Below are 14,942 nucleotides of genomic sequence, written 5' to 3'. Positions count from 1 at the left end.
CGTGTGCTGCGGGCGCTCGTCAGCGACCGGCGACACCCGTGTCGACCCCGGCCCGGCACAGGCCCGCGCCCTAGGGTGCCTGCCGTGCCCGCTCCCCGTGTGACCCGTTCCGCCGCCGCCCCGACCGGTCGGGGCTGAGCGGCGTGGGCTGGTTCGAAGCCGTCGTCCTGGGCCTGGTGCAGGGCCTCACCGAGTTCCTGCCGATCTCCTCCAGTGCGCACCTGCGCGTGGTGGGGGAGGCCTTCGGCTGGGAGGACCCCGGTGCCGCGTTCACCGCGATCACCCAGATCGGCACCGAGATCGCCGTCCTGCTGTACTTCCGGCACGACATCATCCGGATCGTCTCGACCTGGGTGCGTTCGCTGGGCAACCGGTCGCTGCGCTCGGAGCCCGACGCCCGGATGGGCTGGCTGATCATCATCGGGTCGATCCCGATCGTCGTCCTCGGGCTGCTCTTCCAGGACCAGATCGAGACCACCCTGCGCGACCTGCGGATCGTCGCGATCGCCCTCGTCGTGTTCTCGCTGGTCCTGTTCTGGGCCGACCGGGTGGGCAGCAAGCAGCGCCAGGTCAGCGAGCTCACCGTCAAGCACGGGATCCTCTACGGGCTGGCCCAGGCCGCGGCGCTGATCCCCGGTGTCTCCCGGTCCGGCGGCACCATCACCATGGGCCTCTTCCTGGGCTACTCCCGGGCGGCCGCGGCGCGCTACTCGTTCCTGCTGGCCATCCCCGCCGTCCTCGGCTCGGGGTTCTTCCAGGCCTACGAGTCCCTGGACAGCGGCATCGACTGGGGCCCGACGCTGCTGGCCACCGTGATCGCCTTCGGCGTCGGCCTGGCCGTCATCGCCTGGCTGCTGCGCTACCTGGAGCGTGGCACCTTCACCCCGTTCGTCGTCTACCGGATCGTGCTGGGCCTGGTGCTCCTCGCCCTGGTCGGTGCCGGGGTGCTGTCGCCGTAGCGCGCCTAGGCTCACGGCCGTGACGACGCTGATCCTCCTGAGGCACGGTCGGACGACGGCGAACGCCTCCGGGGTGCTGGCCGGCTGGACCCCCGGGGTGCGGTTGGACGAGACCGGTGAGGCGCAGGTGGCCGCGGTCGGGGCCCGGCTGGCCCCGGTGCCGCTGGCCGCGGTCGTGGCCAGCCCGCTGGAGCGCTGCCAGCAGACCGCGGGCGCGGTGCTGGCCGGGCGCGAGCTGGAGCTGCAGACCGACGACCGGCTCGGTGAGTGCCGCTACGGCGACTGGACCGGCAAGCCGATCAAGGACCTGCTCAAGGAACCGCTGTGGAAGGTCGTCCAGCAGCACCCCTCGGCCGCGGTGTTCCCCGGCCCGGAGGGGGAGGGGCTCGCCCAGACCCAGGCCCGCGCCGTCGCCGCCGTCCGGGAGTGGAACGCCCGGCTGGGTCCGGACGCCGTCTGGCTGGCCTGCAGCCACGGCGACGTGATCAAGGCGATCCTGGCCGACGCCTACGGCATGCACCTGGACCAGTTCCAGCGCATCGTGGCCGACCCCGCCTCGATCTCGGTCGTGAACTACACCGAGACCCGTCCGTTCGTGGTGCGGGTCAACGACACCGGCGGCGACGTCAGCGCGCTGATCCCGCCGAAGAAGAAGCCGGGCCGACGTCGCAAGGCCTCCTCGGACGCCGTCGTCGGCGGCGGCGCTGGGACGACGGTCTGACGCTGCGCGCGTAACCTCGTCCACGTGCCACGCCAGGTCTTCCACTTCGACCGTCCCTCCCGATTCGTCGCGGGGACGGTGGGTCAGCCGGGTGACCGGACCTTCTACCTGCAGGCCGCCGACGAGGCCGGCCGGGTGGTGAGCGTCGCCCTGGAGAAGTCCCAGGTGCAGGTGCTCGCCGAGCGGATGAGCGAGCTGCTGGACGAGATCGCCACCCGGGCCACCACCGTCGTCCCGCCGGACGCCGACGTCGACGACCTCGACCCGCTCACCGCCCCGGTGGACGAGGAGTTTCCGGGTCGCCGCCATGGGCCTGGCCTGGGACGGCGACGCCGAGGCCGTCGTGGTCGAGGCCGTGGCCGCCGGTGAGGAGCCGATCGACGAGGACGCCATCCTCTCCGACGCCGACGAGGGCCCCGACGCGCTCCGGGTGACCATCACCCCGGCCGCGGCCCGCTCCTTCGTAGCCCGCGCCCGCAGGGTGGTCTCGGCCGGGCGGCCGGCCTGCCCGCTGTGCTCGATGCCGCTGGACCCCGCCGGGCACGTCTGCCCGCGGCAGAACGGGTACCGGCGCTGAGCACGGCCGAGCCCGGTCCCGACCGGACCGGCGACGAGCTGGTCGACGCGTTCCTCGACGGGGAGCTCGACGACCTGGTCGAGGACGACGAACCCGAGGACGACGACGAGCCCGAGGTCGACGACGGCACCCGCGAGCTGGACACCCTGGGCTTCGACCACGGGGACCGCCGCCGGGTCGCCGACGACGCCGAGGCCCGCACCCTGCTGCTGGACGGTGAGCTCGACCTCGAGGGCCGGCTGCTGGACGCCAGCAACGTCACCCTGATCGGGGCGATCCGCACCGACACCCTGGCGGGGGAGTGCGTCTACAAGCCGGTCGCCGGCGAGCGCCCGCTGTGGGACTTCCCCGACGGCACGCTGGCCGGCCGGGAGATCGCCACCTACCTGGTCTCCGAGGCCACCGGCTGGCGCGTGGTGCCCCCCACGGTGCTGCGCGAGGGCCCCTTCGGCCGCGGCATGGTCCAGCTGTGGCAGAACGCCGACCCGTCGGTGGAGATGACCACGTTCGTCCGCCGGGACGTGCCCGAGCTCCGCCGGATGGCGGTCTTCGACGCGGTGGTCAACAACGCCGACCGCAAGGGCGGGCACATCATCCCGATGGCCGACGGCCACGTGTACGGCGTGGACCACGGCATCTGCTTCTCACCCGACCCCAAGCTGCGCACCCTGCTGTGGCGCTGGGCCGGCAAGCCGCTCACCGACGAGGCGGTCGAGGTGCTGGAGAAGCTGCGGCACCAGCTCATGGGCGACCTGGGCGAGCAGCTGCACGAGCACCTGACCCGCCGGGAGGTGCGCCGCACCCAGCAGCGGGTGGCCGACCTGCTCCGTTCGGGCACCCACCCCGAGCCCAGCGGGGACTGGCCGGCGCTGCCCTGGCCGCCCTTCTGACCCGTCCCGCGGACGCTGTCGGGGGTCGGCTCTAGGCTCGGTGCGTGCTCAGCTGGCCCGCCCCCCTCCTGCCCTCCCTGCCCGGTCGCGGCCCCGCCCTGCGGTTGCACGACACCGCCCGTGGCGAGGTCGTGCAGACCACCCCGGGGCAGACCGCCCGGATGTACGTCTGCGGCATCACGCCCTACGACGCCACCCACCTCGGCCACGCCGCGACCTACCTGGCCTTCGACCTGGTGAACCGGCAGTGGCGCGACCTGGGGCACGCCGTGCACTACGTGCAGAACGTCACCGACGTCGACGACCCGCTGTTCGAGCGCGCGGACCGGGACGGCGAGGACTGGATCGTCCTGGGCATGCGGGAGACCGCGCTGTTCCGCGAGGACATGACCGCGCTGCGGGTGCTGCCGCCCGAGGACTACGTCGGCGCCGTCGAGGCCATCCCGCAGATCGTCGCCCACGTCGAGGAGCTGCAGGCCGCCGGTCTGGCCTACACCCTCGAGGACGGCACCGGCGACGTCTACCACGACGTCTCCCAGGCCCCGGGCTTCGGCACCGAGAGCGGCTACGACGAGGCCACCATGCTGCGGCTGTCCGCCGAGCGCGGGGGAGACCCCGACCGCCCGGGCAAGCGCAACCGGCTCGACCCGCTTGCTCTGGCGCGGGGCCCGCGAGGGCGAGCCCTCATGGGCCGGCCCCCAGGGCGTGGCCGGGCGGCCCGGCTGGCACGTCGAGTGCGCCTCGATCGCGCTGGGCACCATCGGCATGGGCTTCGACGTCCAGGCCGGCGGCAGCGACCTGGTCTTCCCGCACCACGAGTTCTCCGCCGTGCACGCCGAGGCCCTCACCGGCACCAAGCCCTTCGCCCAGGCCTACGTGCACGCGGCGATGATCGGCCTGGACGGGGAGAAGATGAGCAAGAGCCGGGGCAACCTGGTGTTCGTCTCCCGGCTGCGCGGCGACGGCGTCGACCCGATGGCGATCCGGCTCGCTCTGCTCTCCGGGCACTACCGCACCGACCGGGCGTGGACGGCCGACCTGCTGACCGACGCCGAGGAGCGGTTGGCCACCTGGCGGCGCGCGGTCGACCGGGAGTCCGGCGCCCCCGCCGCCCCGACCCTGACCGCCCTGCGCGAGCGGCTGGCCGACGACCTGGACTCACCCGGTGCCATCGCCGCCGTCGACGCCTGGGCCGCGGCGACGCTGGCCGGGGGCGAGCCCGAGGAGCTGGACCAGCACGCGACCGACGTCGTCCGCGACGCCGTCGACGCGCTGCTCGGCGTGGCCCTCTGAGCCCCGCGTGACCGCGCCCTTCCGGTTGGCCGACCGGGCCACCCGCGAGCAGGCCGAGCAGCTGCTCGCGCCGGCGGCGGCCCGGTCGACGGCCACCCGCGGGCGGGCCCGTCCGGAGTCCGAGGACCCGCTGCGGACGGCGTACGAGCGCGACCGGGACCGGATCCTGCACGCCAAGGCCTTCCGCCGGCTCAAGCACAAGACCCAGGTCTTCCTGCACCCCGACGGCGACCACTTCGTCACCCGGCTCACCCACACGCTGCAGGTCACCCAGGTGGCCCGCTCCCTCGCAGCCGCGCTGGGCCTCAACGAGACCCTCGCCGAGGCGATCGCGCTGGGCCACGACGTGGGGCACTCCCCGTTCGGGCACATCGGTGAGGACGCGCTGGAGCCCTACGTGCCCGGCGGCTGGCACCACGCCGCCCAGGGCGTGCGCATCGTCGAGGTGCTCGAGGACCTCAACCTCACCTGGGAGGTCCGGGACGGCGTCCGGGCGCACAGCTGGAAGATCAGCCCGCCGCCGACCACCCGCGAGGGCGAGTGCGTGCGCTACGCCGACCGGATCGGCTACCTGTCCCACGACGCGCTGGACGCCGTCCGCGCCGGGGTGCTGCGCCCGGCCGACCTGCCCGCCCGCGCCCGCGCGGTGTTCGGGGAGCCCGGCAGCGAGATGGTCGGCGCGATGATCGACGCCGTGGTCGCCGGCAGTCTGGCCGGTGGCTCGGCTGTCGTCATGGAGCCCGACGCGCTCGAGGCCATGCACGAGCTGCGCACGTTCATGTTCGAGCGGGTCTACGAGTCACCCGTCGCGGCCGGGCAGAAGCACGTGGCCATCGACGTCATCCGCCGGCTGGTCGACCACCACCTGGCCCACCCCGAGCTCATCCCGGCCACGTACCGGGACACCGAGGCCGACCTGGTCACCCAGGTCGTCGACCACGTCTCGGGCATGACCGACCGCTACGCCCTCGCCATGCACGACCGTCTCTTCGACAGCAACGCGACGTCCCTGATGACCCCGCTCCTGCCCTGAGGCTCGTCAGCTCCCGCCGGCGGTGCCGCGGCGCTTGAGGTAGCGCTCGAACTCGCGGGCGATCTGGTCGCCGTTGGCCTCGGACAGGTCGCTCTCGGTGGCCCGCTCCTCCAGGGTGCGGACGTACTCGACGACCTCCTCGTCCTCCTGGGCCATCTCGTCGACGGTCTTGACCCAGTCCTCAGCCTGCTGGGGCAGGGCGCCCATCGGCACGGTGACCTCCAGGACCTCCTCGACCCGCTGCAGCAGCGCCATCGTCGCCCGGGGGACGGCGGCTGGGAGACGTAGTGCGGGACGGCGGCCCAGAAGCTCACCGCGGGCAGCCCGGCCTGTACGCAGGCGTCCTGGAAGACCCCGAGGATGCCCGTGGGCCCCTCGTAGCGGGAGGTCTCCAGGCCCCAGGTCTGCGCGGACTCGGTGTCGTAGGCCGAGCCGGTGACCGGGGTGGGACGGGTGTGCGGGGTGTCGGCCAGCAGCGCGCCCAGGGAGACCACGGTCGAGGCGTCGAGCTCGACGAGGATCTCGATCAGCTCGGCGCAGAAGCTCCGCCAGCGCATGTTGGGCTCGATGCCGCGCACCAGGACCACGTCCCGCTCGCTGCCGGCCGGTCGCTTGGCCACCGAGATGCGGGTGGTGGGCCACTCCATCCGGCGGCTGACGCCGTCGACGAGGGACACGGTGGGCCGGTTGACCTGGAAGTCGTAGTAGTCCTCGGGGTCCAGCGCGGCCAGCGGTTCGGCGTCCCAGATGAGCTCCAGGTGCTCCAGCGCGCCGGTCGCGGCGTCCCCGCGTCGTTCCAGCCCTCGAAGGCCACGACGACGACGGGGTCGGTGAGCTGGGGCAGGGCATCGGCGGTGGACGTCGGGTCGATCACCCCTCCGAGCCTACGTCGCCCGGGGCGCGGGACCGGGTCGCTCCCGGCACGTCTGGACCGGGGTGCTGGACGGGAGTGGGAACATGGGGTTCCCCGTGCGTGGACGCCGGGGCGAAGGCGAGCCCGCCGGACGTCGTGCCCGGACCCCCCGGTCCCGGTACGACACACCTGCTGCACCGACCTCCGAGGACCCCCGTGCCCGACACCACCGCGCCCAGCGCGCACCTCCGTCCGGACGCCACCGCCGAGCTGACCGCGCTCCTGCAGCAGCGGATCCTCGTGCTGGACGGCGCCATGGGCACCGCGATCCAGCGCGACCGGCCCGACGAGGCCGGCTACCGCGGCGAGCGCTTCGCCGACTGGCCCTCCGACGTGCAGGGCAATAACGACCTGCTGTCGATCACCGCGCCCGACGTCATCCGCGGCATCCACGAGGAGTACCTCGCCGCGGGTGCCGACCTGCTCGAGACCAACACCTTCAACGCCACCTCGATCTCGCTGTCGGACTACGGCATGAGCGAGCTGGCCTACGAGCTGAACGTGGCCAGCGCCTCGCTGGCCCGGGAGGCCGCGGACGCCGCTTCCACCCCGGACAAGCCGCGCTTCGTGGTCGGCGCGATCGGTCCGACCAGCCGGACGGCGTCCATCAGCCCCGACGTCAACGACCCCGGCGCCCGCAACGTCACCTTCGACGAGCTGGTCGAGGCCTACCTGGAACAGGCCAACGGCCTCGTCGACGGCGGCTCCGACGTGCTGCTGGTCGAGACGGTCTTCGACACGCTGAACGCGAAGGCGGCGATCTTCGCCGTCGAGACGCTGTTCGAGGAGCGCGGCCGCCGCTGGCCGGTGATGATCTCCGGCACCATCACCGACGCCTCGGGCCGCACGCTGTCCGGGCAGGTCACCGAGGCGTTCTGGCACTCGATCCGGCACGTCAAGCCGCTGCTGGTGGGGCTCAACTGCGCGCTGGGCGCCGCCGAGATGCGGCCTTACATCGCCGAGCTGTCCCGGATCGCCGACACGTTCGTCTCCTGCTACCCCAACGCCGGGCTGCCCAACGCGTTCGGGGAGTACGACGAGTCCCCGTCCGAGACCGCCGCGGTGCTCGAGGAGTTCGCCGGCGCCGGCTTCGTGAACCTGGTCGGCGGCTGCTGCGGCACCACCCCCGCCCACATCGGCGCGATCGCCGGCGTGGTGGCGGGTCGCGCACCCCGGACCCCGGCCGAGGTCTCCCCGGCCCTGCGGCTCAGCGGCCTGGAGCCGTTGACCGTCACCGAGGAGTCGCTGTTCGTCAACGTCGGCGAGCGGACCAACATCACCGGCTCGGCCCGCTTCCGTAACCTGATCAAGGCCGGGGACTACCCCGCGGCCCTCGCCGTGGCCCGCCAGCAGGTCGAGGCCGGCGCGCAGGTCATCGACGTGAACATGGACGAGGGGATGATCGACGGCGTCGCCGCGATGGACCGCTTCGTCAAGCTCATCGCCTCCGAGCCCGACATCAGCCGGGTGCCGATGATGGTCGACTCCTCCAAGTGGGAGGTCATCGAGGCCGGCCTCAAGTGCGTGCAGGGCAAGGCGATCGTCAACTCGATCTCCCTCAAGGAGGGCGAGGAGAAGTTCCTCCGCGAGGCCCGGCTGTGCCGCAAGCACGGGGCCGCCGTCGTCGTCATGGCCTTCGACGAGGACGGCCAGGCCGACACCCTCGAGCGGCGCAAGCAGATCTGCCGCCGGGCCTACGACCTGCTCGTGGACGGCGTGGGCTTCCCGCCCGAGGACGTCATCTTCGACCCGAACGTCTTCGCCGTCGCCACCGGCATCGAGGAGCACGCGAACTACGGCGTGGACTTCATCGAGGCCACCCGGTGGATCAGCGAGAACCTGCCCGGGGCGCACGTCTCGGGCGGTGTCTCCAACGTCTCCTTCAGCTTCCGCGGCAACAACCCGGTGCGCGAGGCCATCCACGCCGTGTTCCTGTTCCACGCCATCCGGGCCGGCATGACGATGGGCATCGTCAACGCCGGGGCGCTGGAGGTCTACGACGAGGTGCCCGAGCTGCTCCGCGAGCGGATCGAGGACGTCGTCCTCAACCGGCGCCCGGACTCCACCGAACGGCTGCTCGAGATCGCCGCGGACTTCGCCGGCGACGGGACCGTCAAGGAGGTCGCCACCGAGGAGTGGCGCTCGCTGCCGGTGGGGGAGCGGATCACCCACGCCCTGGTCAAGGGCATCGACGAGTTCGCCGAGAGCGACACCGAGGAGCTGCGGCTGGAGATCTCCGCCCGCGGCGGCCGGCCGATCGAGGTCATCGAGGGCCCGCTGATGGACGGCATGAACGTCGTCGGCGACCTGTTCGGCGCCGGCAAGATGTTCCTGCCGCAGGTGGTGAAGAGCGCCCGGGTGATGAAGAAGGCCGTCGCCCACCTCATCCCGCACATCGAGGCCGAGAAGCAGCCCGGCGACGCCGAGCGCAGCAACGGCCGGGTGGTCATGGCCACCGTCAAGGGCGACGTGCACGACATCGGCAAGAACATCGTCGGCGTCGTCCTGCAGTGCAACAACTACGAGGTCATCGACCTGGGCGTGATGGTCCCGGCGCAGAAGATCCTGGACGCCGCCAAGGAGCACGGCGCCGACGTGATCGGGCTGTCCGGGCTGATCACCCCGTCGCTGGACCAGATGGTGGACTTCGCCGCCGAGATGGAGCGGCAGGGCCTGGACATCCCGCTGATGATCGGCGGCGCGACCACCTCGCGGGCACACACCGCGGTGAAGGTCGACCAGAAGTACCACGGCCCGGTCATCTGGGTGAAGGACGCATCGCGGTCGGTGCCGGTGGTGGCCGCGCTGCTGTCCGACGAGCAGCGGCCCGGTCTGCTGGCGGCCACCGACGCCGATTACGACGCCCTCCGCGAGCGGCACGCCGCCCGGGAGGACACCCGCTCGCTGCTGCCGCTGGCCGCTGCCCGCGAGCGGGCCCCGGAGATCGACTGGACGGACTACCAGCCGCCGCGGCCGCGGATGCTCCTGCAGCAGGCCCGGGACGTGTGCAGCGGCCCGGTGTGCGACCACCCGGGCGGGCACGCCACCCAGTTCGTCCGCACGTTCACCGACTACCCGCTGGAGGAGCTGCGCCGCTACATCGACTGGCAGCCGTTCTTCAACGCGTGGGAGATGCGCGGCCGGTTCCCCGACATCCTCAACAACCCCTCCACCGGGGAGGCCGCGCGCCGGCTCTACGACGACGCGCAGGTCATGCTCGACCGGCTGATCGAGGAGAAGTGGCTCCGCGCAGCCGGGGTGTTCGGGCTCTTCCCGGCCGCCCGGGTCGACGGCACGGAGGACCTCACCGTCTACGCCGACGAGGCCCGCACCCGGGTCCGGACGACGCTGCACCACCTGCGCCAGCAGACCGAGGGCCGCGACGGCTCGGCCCGCAAGTCCCTGGCCGACTTCGTCGCCCCGGTGTCCAGCGGGCTGCACGACCACGTCGGGGCCTTCGCCGTCACCGCCGGACTGGGCTCGGCGGCGAAGGTCGCCGAGTTCAAGGCCGACCTCGACGACTACTCGGCGATCCTGCTGGAGTCGCTGGCCGACCGGCTGGCCGAGGCCTTCGCCGAACGGCTGCACGAGCGGGTGCGAACCGAGTTCTGGGGCTACTCCGCCGACGAACGGCTGGACCCCGACGCGCTGCTGGCCGAGAAGTACGTCGGCATCCGCCCTGCCCCGGGCTACCCGGCCTGCCCCGAGCACACCGAGAAGCTCGCGATCTGGGACCTGCTGGACGCCGAGGCGGCCACCGGGATCGAGCTGACCGAGTCGATGGCCATGTGGCCCGGGGCCGCGGTGAGCGGGCTCTACTTCTCCCACCCGCAGTCGCAGTACTTCGTGCTGGGCCGCGTCGCCCGCGACCAGGTCACCGACTACGCCGAGCGCAAGGGCTGGACCGTCGCCGAGGCCGAGAAGTGGCTGTCCCCGAACCTGGGCTACCGGACGGAGGACGAGTGAGGGACCTCGCTGCGGTGCTGTTCGACATGGACGGCACGTTGGTGGAGACCGAGCACTACTGGGACGTCGGGCTCGAGGAGCTCGCGGTGCGGCTGGGCGGTCGGCTGTCGGCGGAGGTGCGGCCGGCGATGACCGGGGTCTCCGTGCCGGTCTCGCTGCAGCTGCTCTACGCCGACCTCGGCCTCGACCCGGCGACCCAGGACGCCGAGGGCGATGACCGGTGGTTGCAGGGGCGGGTCGTGGAGATGCTGACCGCGGGCGTCAGCTGGCGGCCCGGGGCCCGCGACCTGCTGGCCGCGGCACTGGCCGGCGGCGTGCCGACCGCCCTGGTGACCACGACGCACCGGCCGCTGGCCAGCATCGTGGTGCGCCACCTCGCCGCGGACCTGGGCACCGCGCCGTTCGCCGTCGAGGTGTTCGGCGACGAGGTCCCGGCGGTCAAGCCCGACCCGGCGCCCTACCTGCAGGCCGCAGCCGCGCTCGACGTGGACCCGACCAGGTGCGTCGTGGTCGAGGACTCCCTCGCCGGGGTCACCGCCGGTCTCGCAGCGGGGTGCGCCGTGCTCGGCGTGCCCGCGCTGCAGGACCTGCCCGTGCTGCCGGGTCTCACGGTCCGCCCGACCCTCGCCGGCCTGGGCGTGGCCGACCTGCAGGACCTTCTGGGCGCCCGGGAGCCCGTCGCCCGCTGAGCCCCGTCAGCCGACGAGGACGGGCAGCGTCGTCCGCCACCCCGCCGCGGCCGCGGCCTCGGCGGGGAACGGGGGCGGGGTGCCCCCGAAGGACGGACAGAACTCCTGGTGGTCGCACCACCCGCAGAGCCGGTTCTTGTTCGGCCGGAAGTCCCCGGTCTGCACCGCCGTCGCGATGGCCGCCCAGATCGCCTGCAGGGTCCGCTCGAAGCGGAGCAGCTCGGCCTCGTCGGGGGCGTACGTGAGGACCGAGCCGTCCTTGAGGTAGATCAGCTTGAGCTGGGCGGCGACGACCCCGCGGGTGCGCCACAGCACCAGTGCGTAGAACTTCATCTGGAACAGCGCGGTGGACTCGAAGGCCTCCCGGGGCACCGCCCCGGTCTTGTAGTCGACCACCCGCAGCGCGCCGTTGCGGGCGACGTCGAGGCGGTCGACGAACCCGCGCAGCAGCAGTCCGTCGGGCAGCGTGACCTCCACCAGCTCCTCCCGGGCGGCGGGCTGCAGCCGGGTGGGGTCCTCCAGCCGGAAGTAGGTCTCGACGAGCGTGCCGGCTGAGGCCAGCCACGCCTCGAGGTCGGCGGTGTCGGCCGCCTCGGCGAACAGCTCGGCGACGCCGGGCTCCTGGCTGAGCTCGGCCCAGGCGGGGTCGATCAGCTCCTGCGCCGCGGCGACGGTGCGCTCGGTGGCCGGCAGGTCGTACAGCTTCTCCAGCACGGTGTGCACCAGCGTGCCGCGCACGGCGGCCCGGGACTTCTTCTCCGGCAACCGGTCGATGGTGCGAAACCGGTAGAGCAGCGGGCACTTCTTGAAGTCCGCAGCCCGGGACGGCGACAGCGAGGGCCGCCGGGGGGCCGAGGGACCCGGGTCGAGCGGCACCGCCGGCTCCGTCGTCGTCATGACCCGACCGTAGGCGGGGGGTGTGACAGAACCGCGCACCCGCGCCGCTCCGTAGGCTCGGCGCCCGTGGAACCCCAGCAGGACGCCCCCGTGAGCCCCGAGCCCGATGCCGCCACCCCCGACGTCCCCGAGGACCCGACCCCGGCCGACGTCCCCGCCGGTGAGCCCGAGCCCGAGCTGGACGGGGACACCGCCGCTGAGCCCGTGGTGCCCGTGGTGCCCGCGGAGCCCCGGGAGCCCGTCGAGGGGGCCTTCGTGGAGGGCGACCGGGTGCAGCTGACCGACCCCAAGGGCAGGATGCACACCGTCGTCCTCGTGCCGGGCAAGCAGTTCCACACCCACCGCGGCGCGATCGAGCACGACGACCTCATCGGCTCGCCCGAGGGCTGCGTCGTCCACTCCACGGCCAACACCGGCTACCTGGCCTTCCGCCCGCTGCTGGCGGACTTCGTCTTGTCGATGCCCCGGGGCGCGCAGGTCATCTACCCCAAGGACGCCGCCCAGATCGTCGGGTTCGGCGACATCGGCCCCGGCATGAAGGTGCTCGAGGCCGGCGCCGGCTCCGGGGCCCTGTCCTGCTCGCTGCTGCGAGCCGTCGGCACCACCGGCACGCTGACCAGCTACGAGCGCCGGGAGGACTTCGCCGACGTGGCCCGCGGCAACGTGGAGGCCTTCCTGGGCGAGGTGCCGGAGAACTGGTCGCTGCGGCTGGGGGACCTGGACCAGCACCCGGCGGAGGAGACCGTCGACCGGGTGGTGCTGGACATGCTCGAGCCCTGGGCCGTGCTGCCCACGGTCGCCGCGGCGCTGCGGCCGGGAGGCGTCCTCGTCGGCTACGTGGCCACCGTGACCCAGCTGTCCACCTACGTCGAGGCGCTGCGCGCGCAGGGCTCCTGGACCGAGCCGAACGCCTGGGAGACGCTGCTGCGCCCGTGGCACGCCGTGGGGCTCGCCGTCCGCCCCGAGCACCGGATGGTGGCCCACACGGCGTTCCTGGTCACCACCCGCAGGCTGGCCGAGGGTGCGGTCGCCCCGATGCGGGCACGCAAGGCCCGCCGCATCTGAGACGGGCCCCCGGGACCCGCTGGGGCCAGTGGGGCCCGGCGTCGTCCAGACGTCACGGACGGGAGCCGCGGAGCGCGGCGGACTGTCGTACGCCGTGGATACAGTGGCTGCTCCGGCTCCCCCTGATGTCTGTGGAGGTGCGTGATGGGCTCTCTCGGCCCTGACGAGTTCCGAGCGCGGCGTGAACGTGACGCCGCCTCCCTGGTCGCCCAGATCTCCTACCTCGAGGAGGAGATCGGCCTGCTCCGCCGCAAGGTGTCCGAGAGCCCGCGCCAGCAGCGCGTGCTCGAGGAGCGGCTGGCCGAGGCGGAGGGCCGCACGGCCTTCCTCTCCGAGCGCAACGACAAGCTGGCCGAGACCCTCCGGGGTGCCCGCGACCAGCTGGTGCAGCTCAAGGAGGAGATCGACCGCCTCGGGCAGCCCCCGTCGGGGTACGGGGTGTTCCTCGGCCGCTTCGAGGACGGCAGCGTCGACGTGTTCACCGGTGGTCGCAAGCTGCGCGTCTCGGTGTCCCCCGGCGGTCGACACCGAGGGCCTGCAGTACGGCCAGGAGCTGATGCTCAACGAGGCGATGAACGTCGTCGAGGCCCGGGGCTTCGAACGCTCCGGGGACGTCGTGACGCTCAAGGAGCTGCTCGAGCCGATCGAGGGCCAGCCCCGCCGCGCGCTGGTCGTCGGGAACACCGACGAGGAGCGGGTGGTCCAGCTCGCCGACTCCCTGACCGGGCAGAAGCTGCGCAGCGGTGACTCGCTGCTGATGGAGTCCCGGTCGGGCTTCGTCTACGAGCGGATCCCGAAGAGCGAGGTCGAGGAGCTCATCCTCGAGGAGGTCCCCGACATCGACTACGGCGACATCGGCGGCCTGTCCCGGCAGATCGAGCAGATCCGGGACGCCGTGGAGATGCCGTTCCTGCACAAGGACCTGTTCAAGACCTACGAGCTGCGCCCGCCCAAGGGGATCCTGCTGTACGGGCCCCCCGGGTGCGGGAAGACGCTGATCGCCAAGGCGGTCGCCAACTCCCTTGCCAAGCAGATCGCCGTCGCACACGGGGCCGAGGAGGCCACCCGCGCGCGGTCCTACTTCCTCAACATCAAGGGCCCCGAGCTGCTGAACAAGTACGTCGGGGAGACCGAGCGGCACATCCGGCTGGTCTTCCAGCGGGCCCGGGAGAAGGCCAGCGAGGGCGCCCCGGTCATCGTCTTCTTCGACGAGATGGACTCCATCTTCCGCACCCGTGGCACCGGCGTGAGCTCCGACGTCGAGTCCACGATCGTCCCGCAGCTGCTCAGCGAGATCGACGGCGTCGAGGGCCTGGAGAACGTCATCGTCATCGGCGCCTCCAACCGCGAGGACATGATCGACCCGGCCATCCTGCGGCCCGGCCGGCTCGACGTGAAGATCAAGATCGAGCGTCCCGACGCCGAGGCCGCCCGCGACATCTTCGGCAAGTACCTGACCACCACGCTGCCGATCCACGCCGGTGACCTGGCCGAGCACGGGGGCAGCCGCGAGGCGACCATCGACGGGATGATCCAGGCCACCGTCGAGCGGATGTACACCGAGACCGAGGAGAACCGCTTCCTCGAGGTGACGTACGCCAACGGGGACAAGGAGGTCCTGTACTTCAAGGACTTCAACTCCGGGGCGATGCTGCAGAACATCGTCGACCGGGCCAAGAAGATGGCCATCAAGGACCACCTGGAGACCGGCGTGCACGGGCTGCGGGTCGGGCACCTGATGGCGGCCTGCGTCGACGAGTTCAAGGAGAACGAGGACCTCCCGAACACGACCAACCCCGACGACTGGGCGCGGATCTCGGGCAAGAAGGGCGAGCGGATCGTCTACATCCGCACGCTGATCAGCGGCAAGGGCAACGAGAGCGGCCGGGCCATCGACACCGCGACGAACACCGGGCAGTACCTGTAGCAGCACCGCTCG

The 14,942-nt window shown here is 72.5% G+C and carries 8 protein-coding genes and 4 pseudogenes; 10 read left to right on the top strand and 2 right to left on the bottom strand.

Going from position 1 to position 14,942, the window contains the following annotated elements; all coding sequences use genetic code 11:
• Positions 1-143 precede the first annotated feature (143 nt).
• The 6 genes and pseudogenes from F1C76_21225 to F1C76_21200 all read left to right on the top strand — a co-directional run bounded on the left by F1C76_21225 (position 144) and on the right by F1C76_21200 (position 5,473).
• Positions 144-959, top strand: coding sequence for an undecaprenyl-diphosphate phosphatase (locus F1C76_21225; GenBank protein QNG38719.1), 816 nt, complete (start codon positions 144-146; stop codon positions 957-959).
• A gap of 19 nt (positions 960-978) precedes the next feature.
• Positions 979-1,680, top strand: coding sequence for an MSMEG_4193 family putative phosphomutase (locus tag F1C76_21220; GenBank protein QNG38718.1), 702 nt, complete (start codon positions 979-981; stop codon positions 1,678-1,680).
• 24 nt (positions 1,681-1,704) lie between these two features.
• Positions 1,705-2,257 (top strand): annotated as a pseudogene (locus F1C76_21215) (DUF3090 family protein).
• A 38-nt stretch (positions 2,258-2,295) separates the two neighbouring features.
• Entirely contained in the window at positions 2,296-3,147 is an 852-nt protein-coding gene (locus F1C76_21210; protein QNG39455.1) for an SCO1664 family protein, read from the top strand.
• Positions 3,148-3,191: 44 nt separating this feature from the next.
• Positions 3,192-4,440: pseudogene (locus F1C76_21205) on the top strand (cysteine--1-D-myo-inosityl 2-amino-2-deoxy-alpha-D-glucopyranoside ligase).
• Between the two features lie 7 nt (positions 4,441-4,447).
• The gene (locus F1C76_21200) at positions 4,448-5,473 is read left to right on the top strand and encodes an HD domain-containing protein (GenBank protein ID QNG38717.1); all 1,026 of its coding nucleotides are present in this window, start codon (positions 4,448-4,450) and stop codon (positions 5,471-5,473) included.
• Between the two features lie 6 nt (positions 5,474-5,479).
• Here F1C76_21200 and F1C76_21195 read toward each other — a convergent pair.
• Positions 5,480-6,347, bottom strand: a pseudogene (locus F1C76_21195) (PAC2 family protein).
• 195 nt (positions 6,348-6,542) lie between these two features.
• Here F1C76_21195 and metH point away from each other — a divergent pair.
• Positions 6,543-10,352, top strand: coding sequence for a methionine synthase (metH, locus tag F1C76_21190; GenBank protein ID QNG38716.1), 3,810 nt, complete (start codon positions 6,543-6,545; stop codon positions 10,350-10,352).
• Between the two features lie 26 nt (positions 10,353-10,378).
• On the top strand, positions 10,379-11,041 hold the full coding sequence (locus F1C76_21185; GenBank protein QNG39454.1) for an HAD family phosphatase: 663 nt from the start codon (positions 10,379-10,381) through the stop codon (positions 11,039-11,041).
• Between the two features lie 6 nt (positions 11,042-11,047).
• On the opposite strand, the gene F1C76_21180 is transcribed toward F1C76_21185, so the two are convergent.
• Positions 11,048-11,938: a RecB family exonuclease gene (locus F1C76_21180; protein QNG38715.1), complete on the bottom strand. Its 891-nt coding sequence runs from the start codon at positions 11,936-11,938 to the stop codon at positions 11,048-11,050.
• Between the two features lie 177 nt (positions 11,939-12,115).
• On the opposite strand from F1C76_21180, the gene F1C76_21175 reads away from it, so the two are divergent.
• On the top strand, positions 12,116-13,003 hold the full coding sequence (locus F1C76_21175; protein QNG39453.1) for a tRNA (adenine-N1)-methyltransferase: 888 nt from the start codon (positions 12,116-12,118) through the stop codon (positions 13,001-13,003).
• Between the two features lie 144 nt (positions 13,004-13,147).
• A pseudogene (gene arc / locus F1C76_21170) lies at positions 13,148-14,930 on the top strand (proteasome ATPase).
• The last annotated feature ends 12 nt before the right edge of the window (positions 14,931-14,942 follow it).

It is taken from the genome of Geodermatophilaceae bacterium NBWT11, assembly GCA_014218215.1.
GTDB lineage: Bacteria > Actinomycetota > Actinomycetes > Mycobacteriales > Geodermatophilaceae > Klenkia.
This window is presented reverse-complemented; position numbering and strand designations above follow the sequence as displayed.